The 14538-nt window shown below is 74.7% G+C and carries 15 protein-coding genes; 8 read left to right on the top strand and 7 right to left on the bottom strand.

Annotated features, from left to right (window positions below; translation table 11 throughout):
• The first annotated feature begins 1 nt into the window (after position 1).
• Positions 2 to 1081, top strand: coding sequence for an NADH:flavin oxidoreductase/NADH oxidase (locus ABT026_RS11605; protein ID WP_351113990.1), 1080 nt, complete (start codon positions 2 to 4; stop codon positions 1079 to 1081).
• A gap of 336 nt (positions 1082 to 1417) precedes the next feature.
• Here ABT026_RS11605 and gap read toward each other — a convergent pair whose 3' ends face one another.
• The 5 genes from gap to ABT026_RS11580 form a co-directional block, all read right to left on the bottom strand.
• Entirely contained in the window at positions 1418 to 2416 is a 999-nt protein-coding gene (gene gap, locus ABT026_RS11600) for a type I glyceraldehyde-3-phosphate dehydrogenase (RefSeq protein WP_351113989.1), read from the bottom strand.
• Between the two features lie 123 nt (positions 2417 to 2539).
• Positions 2540 to 3502, bottom strand: a complete 963-nt coding sequence (locus ABT026_RS11595) for a GlxA family transcriptional regulator (protein WP_351113988.1) — start codon at positions 3500 to 3502, stop codon at positions 2540 to 2542.
• Positions 3503 to 3555: 53 nt separating this feature from the next.
• A complete protein-coding gene (locus ABT026_RS11590) occupies positions 3556 to 3942 on the bottom strand; it encodes an SRPBCC family protein (protein ID WP_351113987.1) in 387 nt (128 codons plus the stop codon).
• A gap of 13 nt (positions 3943 to 3955) precedes the next feature.
• Positions 3956 to 4210, bottom strand: a complete 255-nt coding sequence (locus tag ABT026_RS11585; protein WP_351113986.1) for an HU family DNA-binding protein — start codon at positions 4208 to 4210, stop codon at positions 3956 to 3958.
• 159 nt (positions 4211 to 4369) lie between these two features.
• Entirely contained in the window at positions 4370 to 5623 is a 1254-nt protein-coding gene (locus tag ABT026_RS11580) for an outer membrane protein assembly factor BamB family protein (RefSeq protein ID WP_351113985.1), read from the bottom strand.
• Between the two features lie 239 nt (positions 5624 to 5862).
• On the opposite strand from ABT026_RS11580, the gene ABT026_RS11575 reads away from it, so the two are divergent.
• The 3 genes from ABT026_RS11575 to ABT026_RS11565 are packed head-to-tail and all read left to right on the top strand — an operon-like array spanning position 5863 to position 8353.
• Positions 5863 to 6666 (top strand): alpha/beta fold hydrolase, encoded by an 804-nt coding sequence (locus ABT026_RS11575; RefSeq protein WP_351113984.1) that lies wholly within the window; start codon positions 5863 to 5865, stop codon positions 6664 to 6666.
• Complete coding sequence (locus tag ABT026_RS11570) at positions 6666 to 8018, top strand: SpoIIE family protein phosphatase (RefSeq protein WP_351113982.1); 1353 nt, start codon at positions 6666 to 6668, stop codon at positions 8016 to 8018. Before ABT026_RS11575 ends, ABT026_RS11570 begins: the two co-directional genes overlap by 1 nt.
• On the top strand, positions 8015 to 8353 hold the full coding sequence (locus tag ABT026_RS11565) for an STAS domain-containing protein (RefSeq protein ID WP_351113981.1): 339 nt from the start codon (positions 8015 to 8017) through the stop codon (positions 8351 to 8353). Before ABT026_RS11570 ends, ABT026_RS11565 begins: the two co-directional genes overlap by 4 nt.
• A 92-nt stretch (positions 8354 to 8445) precedes the next feature.
• On the opposite strand, the gene ABT026_RS11560 is transcribed toward ABT026_RS11565, so the two are convergent.
• Positions 8446 to 9888, bottom strand: a complete 1443-nt coding sequence (locus ABT026_RS11560) for a helix-turn-helix domain-containing protein (RefSeq protein ID WP_351113979.1) — start codon at positions 9886 to 9888, stop codon at positions 8446 to 8448.
• Positions 9889 to 10139: 251 nt separating this feature from the next.
• Between ABT026_RS11560 and ABT026_RS11555 the strand changes: the two genes are divergently transcribed.
• Both ABT026_RS11555 and ABT026_RS11550 read left to right on the top strand, forming a co-directional pair.
• Positions 10140 to 10712: a hypothetical protein gene (locus ABT026_RS11555; protein WP_351113978.1), complete on the top strand. Its 573-nt coding sequence runs from the start codon at positions 10140 to 10142 to the stop codon at positions 10710 to 10712.
• A 189-nt stretch (positions 10713 to 10901) separates the two neighbouring features.
• Complete coding sequence (locus tag ABT026_RS11550) at positions 10902 to 11090, top strand: hypothetical protein (RefSeq protein WP_351113976.1); 189 nt, start codon at positions 10902 to 10904, stop codon at positions 11088 to 11090.
• Positions 11091 to 11124: 34 nt separating this feature from the next.
• Here ABT026_RS11550 and ABT026_RS11545 read toward each other — a convergent pair whose 3' ends face one another.
• On the bottom strand, positions 11125 to 12330 hold the full coding sequence (locus ABT026_RS11545; protein WP_351113975.1) for an alpha/beta fold hydrolase: 1206 nt from the start codon (positions 12328 to 12330) through the stop codon (positions 11125 to 11127).
• 168 nt (positions 12331 to 12498) lie between these two features.
• On the opposite strand from ABT026_RS11545, the gene ABT026_RS11540 reads away from it, so the two are divergent.
• Positions 12499 to 12984, top strand: coding sequence for a GNAT family N-acetyltransferase (locus ABT026_RS11540; protein ID WP_351113974.1), 486 nt, complete (start codon positions 12499 to 12501; stop codon positions 12982 to 12984).
• A gap of 196 nt (positions 12985 to 13180) precedes the next feature.
• Complete coding sequence (locus ABT026_RS11535; protein WP_502967952.1) at positions 13181 to 14533, top strand: metallophosphoesterase; 1353 nt, start codon at positions 13181 to 13183, stop codon at positions 14531 to 14533.
• The last annotated feature ends 5 nt before the right edge of the window (positions 14534 to 14538 follow it).

The raw sequence follows: 14538 nt of genomic DNA, 5'->3' as shown, positions 1-14538 counted from the left end.
CGTGAGCGCGCTCTTCGAGCCTTTCACCCTGCGCGAGCTGACCATCCCGAACCGCGTGTGGATGGCCCCGATGTGCCAGTACTCGGCCGAGCCGGACGGTCCCGGGGCCGGCGCCCCGCACGACTGGCACTTCGCCCACTACGCCGCCCGCGCGGCCGGCGGCACCGGCCTGATCCTCACCGAGGCGACCGCGGTGAGCCCCGAGGGCCGCATCTCGCCGCAGGACCTGGGCCTGTGGAACGACACGCAGGTCGAGGCCTTCCGGCGCATCACCCGCTTCCTGGTCGCGCAGGGCACCGTGCCCGGCGTCCAGCTCGCGCACGCCGGCCGCAAGGCGTCGACCGCGCAGCCCTGGACGGGCGGCGCCCCGGTCGGCCCCGACGCCCACGGCTGGACCCCCGTCGCGCCGAGCGCGGTGCCGTTCGCGGAGGGTCATCACCTGCCGCACGAGCTGACGGTCGGGCAGATCGGGGAGATCGTGGCCCAGTTCGCCGACGCGGCCCGGCGGGCGCGGGCCGCGGGCTTCGAGGTCGTCGAGGTCCACGGCGCCCACGGCTATCTGATCAACGAGTTCCTCTCCCCGCACTCCAACCACCGCACCGACGCCTACGGCGGCTCGTACGAGAACCGCACCCGCTTCGCGCTGGAGGTCGTGGACGCGGTGCGTGCGGTGTGGCCGCAGGACAGGCCGGTGTTCTTCCGTGTCTCGGCGACCGAGTGGCTGGAGGAGGGCGGCTGGAGCGCCGACGACACCGTCCGCCTCGCCGGGGACCTGCGGGCGCACGGCGTCGACCTGCTGGACGTCTCCACCGGCGGCAACGTCTCCGGTGTCCGGATCCCCACCGGCCCCGGCTACCAGGTGCCCTTCGCCGCCCGCGTCAAGGCGGAGACCGCGCTGCCGGTCGCCGCGGTGGGGCTGATCACCGAGGCGGACCAGGCGGAGAAGATCGTCGCCAACGGCGAGGCGGACGCGGTGCTCCTCGGCCGCGAGCTGTTGCGCGATCCGTACTGGGCCCGGCGCGCGGCCCGCGAGCTGGGCGCCGAGATCCGGGTGCCGGACCAGTACCAGCGGTCCGTCTGACCGGTCCCCGCCTGCGGGCCCTTTCCGTATTCGCACGCCTCCGCGGTCGCCCGCCCCGGTCGCCCGCCGCAGCCGTGCCGCCGGTTGCGGGCGGGGCGGGGCGGGGCGCCCACGGCCTCCGCCGAGCCCGGGCGCGGGTGTCGGCGTCGGCGTCGGCCCCGGCGCCGGCGCCGGCGCCGCGACAGGGTGTCGCCGGAGCTCCCGCGGCGCGCGGTGGCAGGGCGCTCGCGCACGACGACCGCCGGCCGTGGCGCCGAGGGCTCGAGGCCCCGGCGGCACGGCCGGCGTCGGTCGTCGGGCGGGCACGCTCCGGCACCTGCCCGGTGTTCGCTCCGGTCAGCCGGCGGCGAGCAGCTCCAGCGAGTCGATCACACGGTTGGAGAAGCCCCACTCGTTGTCGTACCAGGCGACGACCTTCACGTGACGGCCGTCGACGCGGGTGAGCTCCGAGTCGAAGATCGACGAGGCGGGGTTGCCCGTGATGTCGGAGGACACGAGCGCGTCCTCCGAGTACTCGAGGACGCCGGCCAGCGGGCCGTCCGCCGCCGCACGGTAGGCGGCCAGCACGTCCTCCCGCGACACCTCGCGCGACACGGTCGTGTTGAGCTCGACGATCGAGCCCACCGGCACCGGCACGCGGATCGAGTCGCCCGACAGCTTCCCGTCGAGGTTCGGCAGCACCAGGCCGATCGCCTTCGCGGCGCCGGTCGTGGTCGGCACGATGTTGACGCCGGCGGCACGGGCCCGGCGCGGGTCGCGGTGCGGGCCGTCCTGGAGGTTCTGCTCCTGCGTGTAGGCGTGCACCGTCGTCATGAACCCGTGCTCGATGCCCGCCAGTTCGTCGAGAACCGCGGCCAGCGGGGCGAGCGCGTTGGTGGTGCAGGAGGCGTTCGAGACGATGGTGTGCAGCGCCGGGTCGTAGGCGTCGGTGTTCACGCCGTACGCCAGCGTGACGTCGGCGCCGTCCGCCGGGGCGCTGACCAGGACGCGCTTGGCCCCCGCGTCGATGTGGGCGCGCGCCGCCTTGGCCGAGGTGAAGCGGCCGGTGGCCTCCAGGACGATCTCGACCCCGAGCTCGGCCCACGGCAGCTGCGCCGGCTCACGCTCGGCCAGCACCTTGATCCGGCGTCCGTCGACGACGAGGACGTCCCCGTCGACGGTCACCGGGCGCCCGAGGCGGCCCGAGGTGCTGTCGAAGGCGAGCAGCCGGGCGAGCGCCTTCGGCTCGGTCAGGTCGTTGACGGCGACGATCTCGAGGGTGGTGTCGCGCTCCAGCAGCGCGCGCAGCACGTTGCGTCCGATGCGGCCGAATCCGTTGATGGCGATGCGAGTCATGGGTGATGTCCCTTCCTTTCCCCTCCAGCCTCCCTCGCAGGTCACGCCGCTGACAGTGGCGAGATCGCCACAGTTCGCAAGGATCGTGCCACCGGCCGGATCCGGCCGCCGGACGGCGACCGGCTACTCCCCCTGGGTGAAGGTGCGCCGGTACTCGCTCGGTGTGGTGCCGAGGATCCGCTGGAAGTGCAGCCGCAGGTTCGCCCCGGTGCCCAGGCCGACGTCGGCGGCGATCTGTTCCACGCTGCGCTGCGAGCGCTCGAGCAGTTCGCGGGCCAGGTCGATGCGGGCGCGCATCACCCACTGCATCGGGGTGTAGCCGGTCTCCTCGACGAAGCGCCGGGAGAAGGTGCGCGGCGAGACCTCGGCCTGCCGGGCCAGCACGTCGAGCGTCAGCGGTTCGCCCAGCCGGTGCAGCGCCCACTCGCGGGTGGAGCCGAAGCGTTCACCCTTCGGCTCGGGGACGCTGCGCGGCACGTACTGTCCCTGTCCGCCGCTGCGGTAGGGCGCGGCGACCAGGCGGCGGGCCGCGTGGTTGGACGCGGCCACCCCCAGGTCGCCGCGCAGGATGTGCAGGCACAGGTCGATGCCGGAGGCGGCGCCGGCCGAGGTGAGCACGCTGCCCTCGTCGACGAAGAGGACGTTCTCGTCGACCCGGACCAGCGGGTGCCTGGCCTGCAGGGCGCGCGTGTAGTGCCAGTGCGTGGTGGCCCTCCTGCCGTCGAGCAGGCCGGTGGCGGCGAGGGCGAAGGCGCCGGTGGAGATGGCGGCGAGCCGGGCCCCCCGGGCGTGGGCGGCGACCAGTGCCTCGACGACGGCCTGCGGCGGGTCCTCGCGGTCGGGGAACCGGTAGCCCGGGACGAAGACGATGTCGGCCCACTCCAGCGCCTCGAGGCCGTGCGCGACGGCGTACGACAGGCCGTCGCCGCCGGTCACGAGCCCGGGTGTCGCGCCGCACACCCGTACCTCGTACGGCATGCTCGCGCGGGTCGTGAACACCTGCGCGGGGATGCCGACGTCGAGCGGCTTGGCGCCCTCGAGCACGAGCACGGCGACGCGGTGCAGACGGGGACGGGAGGCCGGCATGGGGAAAGGCTACGTGCCGCCCCGGCGTCGCCCCTCCCGCGCCCCGGGCCCCGTCAGGCGCGCACCAGGCGTCCCAGTGCCCACCGGGCGGGGCCGGCGTACGCGGCGAGGGCGAGGGCCGGGCCCTCCAGGCGCAGGGTGGTGGCCGAACCGGCGGGGCGGGCGAGCACCGCGTGGTGCAGCCGCATGCGCACGGGCCCGAGCCGGACCCGCCAGGTCCACCGCCGGTGCTCCTCGTCGACGCTCTCCACCACGAACCGCGCGGTGACGCCGAACAGCGAGACCACCTCGCCCCGCAGACCGGGGGCGATGCGGTCGGCGTCCACCCGCACGGCCCTGATCTGCGGCGACCAGGCCGGCCAGCGGGAGGGTGTGGCGTACCGCTGCCAGGCCGTCCCGGGCGGCGCGGAGCCGGTGGCCCGGAGCGTCATCGCGGCCATCGGCGGCCGCCGCTCAGCGGACCTGGTCGTTGACGAACTCGTTGAGCGCCGTGCCGGGGCGCAGGCCCGCCTCGCCGTCCGCGTGGTGGAAGCTGCCGAAGCCGACCAGCGTGACGGTCCGGCCGTCCTTGAGGGCCTCGGCGATCGCCCCCGGCTCGGCCACGGTGCCGAACACCGCGTCGATGACCCGCCCGACCTGCGCGTCGGACAGGTCACCGCCTCCCGCGGCCTTCCGCGTGACCGCCTCGACCAGCTCGGACCTGTCCATACGACGCACCCGCCTACTCGACGTTGCTGCCCTGGGGAACGAAGAACGTCACCATCGTGGCACCGCCCCTGCGCCCCCGCACGCAGGAGTGGGCCGCCCGGCTGCCCGCCACCGGCTCCCGGCTTCCCACCCCTGCCCCTTGCTCCGGGCTTCCCGCCCCTACCCCTTGCCGAAGCCGATCAGGGTCCCCTCGGCGCCGGGGACGAACAGCCGGCCCCTGGCCGTGGCGATGCCGGGCGGGACGAAACCGCGCCAGTCGTCCTCGGCGACGATCCGCGTCTGCGGGTGCGGCGCGGGGTGGAGCCGGTAGGACCACACCGCCTTGCCGGTCCTGTCGTCCAGCACGACGAGGCGTCCGTCGGCGTCCTGCACGTAGACGTGACCGTTGGCGACCAGCCGCACCGTGGCCGCGCCGACGGAACTGGTGTACGTCCAGGCGGCCTTGTAGGTGCTGGTGCTCAGGGCCCTGACCTTGCCCTGGTGGGCGACGTAGACGCGGCCGGGCCCGAAGGCGGGGGTCGCGTCGGCCGGCAGTGTCCGCACGGCCGCACCGGTCTTACGGTCGTAGGCGGTGACCGTCGGGTCGGAGCTCTTGCCGCCGCGCACCCAGACGGCCCCGGCGCCCAGGGCGACCGGGTTGCCGTAGGCGCCCCAGATGTCCGGCACCTCGAAGCGGTGCAGTTCGGCGCCCGTCCTCAGGTCGAGGTGGTGCCAGGCGATGTCGTCGAAGCCGATCCAGACACCGGTGGAGTCGACGACGGTGGGCGACCAGCCGTACTCCGAGAGCGGCGCCGTCCACACCCGGGCACCCGTCGTGGCGCGCAGCGCCAGCGCGTTGCCGACGCCGTCCTGGAGGTACAGCATGCCGCCGTACCAGGCGACCGGGTACTGCACGGAAGCGCCTTCGAGCCGCACGGACCACTTCTTCCGCCCGGTGGCCGGGTCCCAGGCGGCGATCGTGCCGCGCGAGGTCTGGGTGTACAGCAGCCCGCCGCCGTACGTCACCGAGGCGTCCGGTTCGTTGTCGGTCACGGTGACGGGCGGCCACAGGTTCTTGCCGGTGGCGGCCCGGAGCCCGACGAGCACCATGCGCGGCCCGCCCTCCGTGCCGTCGTCCGCGTTGACGACGGCGTACACCTTGTCGCCGATCGCGACGGGCGCGGAGACGGCGGCGCCGAAGTCCCTCGACCACAGTTTCCGGAACGGCGGGGCCGCGGTGGCCTCCGCGGCGTACCCGTCGGCCCGGCCGTCGGCGCGGTAACCGAGCGTCGCGTCCGAGGACTCGGCCGCGGTGGCGCGCAGCCCGGGCAGCGAGTTCGCGGCCTGCGGTGAGCCGGTGAACGTCAGCAGGGTGACGGCGGCGAGGCAGACCCCGCCGAGTCGCATGCCGAACGAACGAGTCGCTGCTGTCAACGCGCTACCCCCTGTCGCACGCCGTCCCGGTCCGGACGGCCACGTCCCGCTACCCCGGCTGCCGCCGCGCATGCACACGGCAGCGCCAACAGCGCGTCGGCGCACTGCAGTTGACGCGACACGCGGGCCGGCAGCGGGGAGGCGTGCCGGGCGGGACCGGCCGGGGCGTCGCCCGGGCGGGCCGCTGCGACCACCTGGCCGTGCCCGAGCGGTGCGCGGAGGCTGAGAGACTGAAGGGCATGGACATCGCTCGCAGGAACAATGTCACCGTCACCGGCAATCCGCTGGGGCCTGTGGTGGTGCTGGCTCACGGGTTCGGCTGCGATCAGAACATGTGGCGGCTGACGCTGCCCGCCCTGGTCGACGACTACCGGGTCGTGCTCTTCGACTACGTGGGGTCGGGCCGCTCGGACCTCTCGGCCTTCTCGGAGGACCGCTACAGCTCGTTGCACGGGTACGCCCGGGACGTCGTGGAGGTGTGCGAGGCACTCGACCTGCGCGACGCGGCGTTCGTCGGCCACTCGGTGAGCGCGATGATCGGCGTGCTGGCCGCCGACATGGCGCCGGAGCGCATCGGGTCGCTGGTGATGGTGGCGCCGTCGCCGCGCTACATCGACGAGGAGGGCTACCGGGGCGGGTTCAGCGCCGAGGACATCGAGGAGCTGCTGGAGTCCCTGGAGGCCAACTACCTGGGCTGGTCGGGGGCGATGGCCCCGGTGATCATGGGTAACGCGGACCGGCCGGAGCTCGGCGAGGAGCTCAGGAACAGCTTCTGCGCGACCGACCCCGACATGGCGCGCGTCTTCGCGCGCACCACGTTCCTGTCGGACGCGCGGCAGGACCTCAAGAGCGTGCGGGTGCCGACGCTGGTGCTGGAGTGCACCCAGGACGCGATCGCCCCGCGGGAGGTCGGCGCCTTCGTCCACCGGGCCGTGCCCGGCTCGACGCTGGTCACCCTCGACGCGACCGGCCACTGCCCGCACCTGTCTGCCCCCGAGGCCACCAACGCGGCGATCCGCGCGTTCCTGGACGGTCTGCGGTGATGTGCCGCAGCGGGCAGCAGCAGGACCCGCACGGCCCCGACGACGAGAGCACCCTGGACGCCGCGTTCGCCGCGGTGCTGGAGGACAGCGCCGAGGAACTGTACGAGTCGGCGCCCTGCGGCTACCTGTCCACGCTGATGGACGGCACCGTCGCGAAGATCAACGCCACCCTGCTGGAGTGGATCGGCAGGGATCGCGACGAGGTGGTGGGCCGGATCCGGTTCACCGACCTGCTGACCGTGGGCGGCAAGCTGTACCACGAGACGCACTTCGCGCCCCTGCTGCGGATGCAGGGCGAACTCACCGGCATCGCGCTGGACATCAAGCAGGCCGGCGGCGGCCGGATGCCCGTGCTGGTCTCCTCGGTGGTCAAGTACAGCGGCACCGGCGATCCGCTGCTGATCCGCACCACCGTCTTCGACGCCCGGGACCGCCGCGCCTACGAGGAGGAGCTGCTGCGCCGACGGCGGGCCGCCGAGGAGGCGCGCAAGCAGGCGGAGGAGGCGCGCAGGCAGGCCGAGGAAGCCCGCCGGGAGGCCGAGGAGGCCCGCCGGGAGGCCGAGGCCGACCGGGCCAGGCTTCAGGACGCCCTCGCCGTCCTCCAGCACTCGCTGCTGCCCGACGTCCTGCCGGCCGTCCCCGGCGTGGAGGCGACCGCGTACTACCACACCGCCTCCCCCGAGCGGCTCGGCGGCGACTTCTACGACGTGTTCCCGGTGGACGACAAGCGTTTCGCGTTCTTCCTCGGCGACGTCTGCGGCAAGGGGCCCAAGGCGGCCTCGCTCACCTCGCTGACGCGCTACACGCTGCGCGCCGCCGCCCTGCACGACCCCGACCCGGTCTCCGCGTTGTCCACCCTCAACACGGTGCTGTACGACCGGTACTCGGCCGGCGGGGACCCGCGCTACTGCACCGCCGTCTTCGGCGTCCTGGAGCCGGACCCCGTCACCGGGCGAGTGACCGTCGAGATCGCGTCGGGCGGCCATCCGCCGGTCATCGTGCTGCGCGCCGACGGCGCCGCCGACTACCTGCCCACCCCGGGCGGCCTCGTGGTGGGCATCCTGCCCTCGGCGCCCGTCGGCACCGCGACCACGGTGCTCGCCCCCGGCGACACCCTGCTGCTCTACACCGACGGCCTCACCGAGGCCCGCACCGGCGAGGACCGCACCGGCCTGTACGGCGAGGAGGCCCTGCTCGCCTTCGCCGCCGGCCATGCCGGCCGGTCCTCCCAGGCGGTGGTCGAAGCCCTCACCGGTCTGCTGGCCGGCTTCGGCGAAGGCCTCGAAGACGACACCGCCCTGCTGGCCCTGGGCGTCCCGGCCCCCGACCGTCAGACGAGTACGAGCCGATGAGCATGCTGAGAACGACCACGAGGAACGCCGACACCGGGCCCGTCCTGGAGGTCTTCGGCGACGTCGACTACGCCAGTGCCCCCGAGCTGCGCGCGCTCGTCTCCACCATCGCCCTGAGACCGGGCCAGCGCCTGGTCCTCGACCTGGGCGGCATGGAGTTCTGCGACTCCAGCGGCATCACCGCGCTGATCGCCGCGCGCAGCCACGCCCTCGACGCCGGGGCCGACATCGCGCTCGCCGCCGTGCCCTCCGGGACGCAGCGGATCCTGCGCATCACCGGCCTCGACCAGGTCTTCACCCTCCACCCCGACGTCGGGAGCGCCACCCGGCCGTGACCTCCCCGTCACCCACCCGGGGATGACCGGGGGCGACCGGGGGTGACTGCCTCTGTCTTCCGGGGGCCGTCCGGCTCACCACGGCTTCCGGCTCACCACGGCTTCCAGCCGCGGTTCGCGTACCAGTAGTGCGGCAGCCCTTCGGTGCCGCTGGTGCGGAACGGGACGCCGTGGTCGTCGACGCGCGCGGTGCCGGTGCGGCCCTGCGAGGACCAGTCGAGCTCCAGGTACCAGTGGCAGTCGCAGTCCGTCGTACGGGCGTCGACCAGCAGCACCTCCGGGTCCGTCGCGGACACCTTGTAGGGCATGCGCACCGCAGGCGTGTCCGTGCCGCGGTCGCTGCCGGGCAACGGGCGGGCGAGGGGCCGGTCATTGTCCAGGTCGACGGCGAACGAGCGCGGCGTCACGTCGCTGCCGCACCCCTGGCCCGTGGAGTAGACGGCGCCCCGCACCGGGTCCGCCCGCCCCACGACGCGGACCCGCAGCGCCTCCAGGACCACGGCCGTGTCCGTCCGCCCCTGCACGGAGACGCCCACGAGCGTCCGGCCGCCGTGCACCGCCTTCTGCGAACGCGCCCACGGGGCCGCGTCCTGCGGGGCCGGGGGCGGCGGGACGTCCGCGGGTGCCTTGCCGATGACGTAGTCGTGATCGCAACCGGTCGCCCACAGCTGGGAGTCGACGCTCCAGGCCAGGGGGGCGACCGCGGCGGCGGAGGCCCCCGCGGAGGGGTGCGTGGACGGCTCCGAAGCGGGCGCGCCGGCCCCGGACGCCTTCGGAGCGCCCGGGGCCGAGGCCGTGGGCCCGCCGGGTGACCGGCCGTCCACGGAGGTCGAGGATCCCTGCCGCGCGCCCGGCGGGTCGGCGGTGGCGTGACTCGGCCCCCCGCCGTCCGTGGTGGTCGCCCCACGCCCTGACGACAGGGCCGCCACCCCGCCCAGCGTGGCGCACAGCGCGGCCAGCGCCACACCGGACACCACGAGACGCCGCCTTGCCCGGCCCTTCGGCCCGGACGGCCGCCGCGTCTGCGCGGGCGCGGGCGTATCCGCAGGGGCGGGCGTATCCGCAGGCGTCTCCGCGGGGACTGCCGTGGGTGCCTCCGCGGACACGGCGGCGGGAGTGGTCCCCTCGGCAGTGGGCGCCGCTGCCCCGGCGGCCGGAGCGGCGGTTTCCGCGCCGGGCGCGGCAGTTCCGGCGGTCGGCGCGACGGTCCCCTCGGTGGGCGTGACCCTCCCAGGGGCCGACGCGGCGGACGTGGTGGTCGTCGACGTCCGGGCCGGCCCCCGCTGCCGGGCCGCCACCGCCAGGATCCAGCTCCGGTGCAGCTCGACCCGCTCGGCCGGAGTCGCCCCGCACAACGCCGCGAACCGTTCCACGGACGCGAAGTCCAGCGGCACGGTGTCCCCCGCGCAGTAGCGGTGCAGCGTCGAGGTGTTCATGTCCAGCCGCCGCGCGAGCGCACCGTAGCTGCGGTCCGTGCGCGCCTTCAGTCCGCGCAGCAACGCCGCGAACTCCTCCACCTCGTCCTGCGACGGCATCGGCTCCCCCTGCCTCCGTGTCCCGGGACGGCGTCCCAGGCTTCCGGAAAAGGAGAGGTCACAGGGGCTGGGACGGTTCCACCGTTGCGGCCGGCGCCTCATCCGTTGTCCCAGGCCCACCGCCCCGCCGACGCTCCTGTCGTCGCCGGAACCTCCCCGCAACCCCACCGCCACGTGGTGGGCCGAACGGGGGGCCATCCACCCGGCGACCCACCCACCGCACTGATCGAGCGAAACAGAGGAATCAACTGATGAACGCCAACTCGAGCACCGGCACGAGCACGACCGCGGGCCGGCGCGTCCGCCGCACCGTCCTGGCCGCCTGCCTCGCCGCCGCCGTCGCCCTCCCCCTGGCCCTCACCGTCTCGGCGCAGGCGACCACCCCGGCGACCACCGTTGCGGCCACCACGCGGGCGTCGACGCAGGCGCCGGCCGGCGTCCTCGCCCGGCGGACGATCACCGGCAGGTCGGCGGAGGCCCTGACTCGGGTCGCCGACTTCTACGGCGCCTACGTCGACGCCAAGGGCGACTACGCGGACCCGGACCGCGCCCTGGCCACGGCGCTGCGCGACCATTACCTGGAGGCCGGCTTCGCCACGCGGCTGGCGGCCTGGGAGACGGAGAACGGGGTGGACGGCGTCCTGCGCGCCCAGAACGTCCCCGCGCGGTGGACGGTGACCGACAACGGCGCCGTGGGCAACGGCCACGAGGTCGTCGTCACCCTGACGTTCGGCAGCGGGGAGACGGCGCAGCGGACCACGCTCTTCGTGCTGCTCGGCCGCTACGACCGCGTCGTCGACATCCGGCCCACCACCTCCCGCTGACGGCCGGCATCCTCCACCCGGGTCCCGTCCCGCTCCTCCGGACGGGGCGGGACCCGGGTGCGGCGCCCCGCTCCCGTGCACGGAACTGTCACGGCACCCCACGCGTCCTGTCCTGTGCGGTCGCATCCAGGTCGCATACGCCTGTCACCTGGCACGAAGCCACCGACCGCACCACACAGGGGGAGAAACATGGCGGTCCTCGTACTGTCGCTCGTCGTCCTGCTCGTTCTCGGCGGCTGCGCCTGCGTCTACTGGACCGCCCGCGGCGACGCCCCGCGGTGGGCCCGCGTCGTGTCCCGGGTGACGCTGCTCGGCAGCGAGGCGGCGCGCAGCCTGCCCCGGAGCTCCGCCTCGGGGCGCGGCGCCTCGGACGAGTAGGGCGCGGCCCCGCTCGTCGCAGCGCCCGGCGTGTTCACCGGCGGAACGGCCTCGGCGGCGCTCCGGGTTCGAGCAGCGGCAGGAGGGCGCGGGCGAACTCCGCAGGCTCGGCGCTCGCTCCCATGTGGTTGCCGGGCATGTCGAGCAGAGGCACCCCCAGCAGTCCGGCGAGCGCCCGGGTCGCCCGGCGTGCCATCTGGTGATGGCTCAGCGAACCGGCGCACAAGGTCACCGGGGCCTGACGGGTGGCCTCGATGTCGGGCACGTAGAAGACCGTGGGGCCGGCCATCCGCCCCAGGAAGTAGCGGTTCTTGTCGAGTTCCTCGGCCGGCAGTCCGGGCAGTGCCATGTGCGCGGGAGGCGTCTCGTCCGGACCCGTGTGGTGAGCCGCGCCGCTGAGATCGAAGAACTCCTGCACCGCCCGCTGAGGATCGGCCTCCGCCACGGCGAACGCCGCTGCCGCCCGGTCCGCCAGGTCCGGGTCGTCCAGGAGGGACACCAGCGGCGGCTCGTGCAGCACGGCCCGGCCCACCAGGTGAGGAACTCGTCTCGCCAGCTCCAGCAGCGTCACGGCACCCCCACTGGTGCCGACGAACAGCGCGGGCCCGCCGGTGAACCGGTCGACGAGCGCGGCGAGGTCCTCGGCCAGTACCTCGGGCGTGGGCTCGGCCGCCCCAGGACCCGCCTGGCTGGCGCCGATGCCGCGCGGATCGTGGGTGACGACGCTGAACCGGCCCGCGAGCTCATGCGCCAGCGCCGCGAAGCCGGCTCGCCCCACCGGAGCGCCGACGAGGAACAGCAGTGGCCCCTCGCCCTGGACGCCGTAGGCGATCTCGCAGTCCGGCCGGACGAGGAATTCGGGCGCACCCGTGAGTCGCTCGCCGTAGTCCGCGATCTTCCGGCTGATCACGTCGAGCGCACGGTCCAGCTCCTCGCGGCGCTCCTGGAAGCGCCGGCGATGAGCCGTGAGCAGCTCGAGCCGGAGCGTGGCCGGATCGGTGACCTTGCCGTCGGCACCGGTGAACTGCGCGATGTCGGCCAGGGGCATCCCCGTCTCCCGGAGATGGACCAGCATGCGGACCAGCTCCACGTCGGCCGTGGTGTACCGACGACGGCCCGCGCTGTCGCGCCGGGGCGACGGCACGATGCCCTGGCGTTCGAAGTACCGCAGCGTGTCGGGCGCCAGACCGATCAGCGCCGCGACCTCGGCGATGCCGGGCAACTCCTCTGCTTCACTCATGCCGCAAGCCTCGGCCCTGGACCTCGGTCCAGGTCAAGCGACCGTCACCCAGCGGCTCCGTGGCCGGACGACGGCAGGTGGATCCGTCCGCGTGTGCACCGTACTGTCGGCCTGCACGCCCCCTGGAGTGTGCTTGTCAGACCACGCCCGACGGATGGACCGGCGCCCATGGAACTCGCCCCCTTCGATCCCGCCCACGCGGCGACCGTGGCCGGATGGCCGGCCTCCGCCGAGGAGGTGGTCATGTGGTGCGGACGTCGGGACTTCCCCGTGCCCGCGAGGACGGTCACCGACTGGCAGGAGGACCAGGACGTGCGGGCCTACGTCCTCGTCGACGGGGACGGGCAGGCCGTCGGCTACGGGGAGCTGTGGCTGGACGCCGAGGAGGACGAGGTCGAGCTCGCCCGCGTCATCGTGGCGCCCGGGCACCGCGGAAAGGGCCTGGGCCGCACCCTCGCACGGGGTCTGCTCGCGCACGCCCTGGCGACGGGCCACGCGGACGTCTTCCTGCGCGTCCACCCCGACAACGACCGTGCGCTGCGCTGCTACGAGGGCACCGGGTTCGCGCCGGTGGCCGCCGAGCTCGCCGCGAGCTGGAACGCGGCCCAGCCGGTCGCCTACCGGTGGCTCCGGCACGAGGCCGGGAGCCGGTGACCACCACCGCCGCGGCCGGCGGTGACCCGTCCGGCCCCTGACCGTCCGGGACCGGGCGCGGGAGGAGCCCGCCGTCGCTCCCTGGGCTGAGCCGGGGGCCCGGATGTCGCACCGTGGTACGAGGCGGGGGTACTCGGTGGCTCCGTAGCGTGGCGGGCGGAACGGGACCGGACACGTCGGAGAGGGCCGCTGCGCGGTGGGATACATGATCGTCTTGGCGGTACCGGTGGTCCTTGCGGTGCTGGGCGGCCTGCACTGGTACGTGTGGCGGCGCATGGTCCGGGCGACGACCGCTCCGGGCACGGTGGGGCGGCGGGCGGGCACCGCGGTGTTCGTCACGGGGGCGGTGCTGCTGGTGGCGGTGTTCGCCGGCGCGCGGCTCGGCCTGCCGTTCTGGCTGGTCCGGGTCCTGGCGTGGCCCGGCTACCTGTGGGCCGCCGTCGCGCTGTACCTGCTGCTCGGCGCGCTGGCCGGCGAGGCGGTCCGGCCGGCGCTGGCCCGGTGGCTGCGTCGCCGTGCCGCCCGCGCGACGGCCGCGGCACGGGTCCCGGCTGCCGCGACGGACCTCACGGCGGCCCCCGCACCGGCCACCGTCCCGGCCGACGACCATGCGTCCTCCCCGGCCCCCAAGCCCGCTGACCCCACGCCCGCTGACCTCACCTCCTCGGCCCTCACGCCCGCAGACCCCACCTCCACGGACCGCTCGCCCGCGGACCCCGCCGAGCTGTCCCGCCGCGTGTTCGTCGCCCGCGTCGTGGCCGGCGCGACCGCCGTCGCGGCCGTCGGCACGGTCGGCCGGGGCACGTACGGCGTGCTGCGCGGGCCGCGGGTGAAGCGGGTGACCGTGCCGCTGGCGAAGCTGCCGCGGGCGGCGCACGGTTTCCGGATCGCGGTGGTCAGCGACGTCCACCTGGGTCCCGTCCTGGGGCGCGCCTTCTCCGAGCGGGTCGTGGCGACCGTCAACGCGACGCAGCCCGACCTGATCGCCGTGGTCGGCGACCTCGCGGACGGTTCGGTGGAGGACCTCCGGTCGGCGGTGGAGCCGATCAGCCGGCTGCGGGCGCGCCACGGGTCATTCTTCGTCACGGGCAACCACGAGTACTTCTCCGGCGTGGAGGAGTGGACCGCCCTGGTCCAGGAACTGGGCCTGGACCTGCTGGCGAACGAACGCGTCGAGCTCCCCGCCTTCGACCTCGCCGGGGTGAACGACGTGTCCGGCGAGGGCTACGGCGACGGCCCCGACCTCGCGGCCGCGCTGCGCGACCGCGACCCCTCCCGCGCGTCGGTGCTGATGGCGCACCAGCCGGTCTTCGTCGACGAGGCCGTGCGCCACGGCGTCGACCTGCAGCTGTCGGGTCACACCCACGGCGGTCAGCTGTGGCCGCTCAACCATGTGGCGGCGCTGGCGAACCCCACGGTGGCCGGGCTCGAGCGGTACGGGGACACGCAGCTGTACGTGTCGCGCGGCGCGGGCGCGTGGGGTCCGCCGACCCGGGTGGGCGCGCCGTCCGACGTGACGGTGGTCGAACTGGCCTCCCTCCGTGCCTGACCGTA

The organism is Streptomyces sp. NPDC002734 (genome assembly GCF_040295685.1).
Classification (GTDB): domain Bacteria; phylum Actinomycetota; class Actinomycetes; order Streptomycetales; family Streptomycetaceae; genus Streptomyces.
This window is presented reverse-complemented; position numbering and strand designations above follow the sequence as displayed.

Excerpts from the sequence above, each read along its gene's own strand:
- ABT026_RS11555 (WP_351113978.1), top strand. The coding sequence starts at position 10,140 with ATGAACGCCAACTCGAGCACCGGCACGAGCACGACCGCGGGCCGGCGC.
- ABT026_RS11595 (WP_351113988.1), bottom strand. The coding sequence starts at position 3,502 with ATGCCGGCCTCCCGTCCCCGTCTGCACCGCGTCGCCGTGCTCGTGCTC.
- ABT026_RS11545 (WP_351113975.1), bottom strand. The coding sequence starts at position 12,330 with ATGAGTGAAGCAGAGGAGTTGCCCGGCATCGCCGAGGTCGCGGCGCTG.
- ABT026_RS11570 (WP_351113982.1), top strand. The coding sequence starts at position 6,666 with ATGTGCCGCAGCGGGCAGCAGCAGGACCCGCACGGCCCCGACGACGAG.
- ABT026_RS11540 (WP_351113974.1), top strand. The coding sequence starts at position 12,499 with ATGGAACTCGCCCCCTTCGATCCCGCCCACGCGGCGACCGTGGCCGGA.
- ABT026_RS11550 (WP_351113976.1), top strand. The coding sequence starts at position 10,902 with ATGGCGGTCCTCGTACTGTCGCTCGTCGTCCTGCTCGTTCTCGGCGGC.
- ABT026_RS11565 (WP_351113981.1), top strand. The coding sequence starts at position 8,015 with ATGAGCATGCTGAGAACGACCACGAGGAACGCCGACACCGGGCCCGTC.
- ABT026_RS11575 (WP_351113984.1), top strand. The coding sequence starts at position 5,863 with ATGGACATCGCTCGCAGGAACAATGTCACCGTCACCGGCAATCCGCTG.
- gap (WP_351113989.1), bottom strand. The coding sequence starts at position 2,416 with ATGACTCGCATCGCCATCAACGGATTCGGCCGCATCGGACGCAACGTG.
- ABT026_RS11590 (WP_351113987.1), bottom strand. The coding sequence starts at position 3,942 with ATGGCCGCGATGACGCTCCGGGCCACCGGCTCCGCGCCGCCCGGGACG.
- ABT026_RS11585 (WP_351113986.1), bottom strand. The coding sequence starts at position 4,210 with ATGGACAGGTCCGAGCTGGTCGAGGCGGTCACGCGGAAGGCCGCGGGA.
- ABT026_RS11560 (WP_351113979.1), bottom strand. The coding sequence starts at position 9,888 with ATGCCGTCGCAGGACGAGGTGGAGGAGTTCGCGGCGTTGCTGCGCGGA.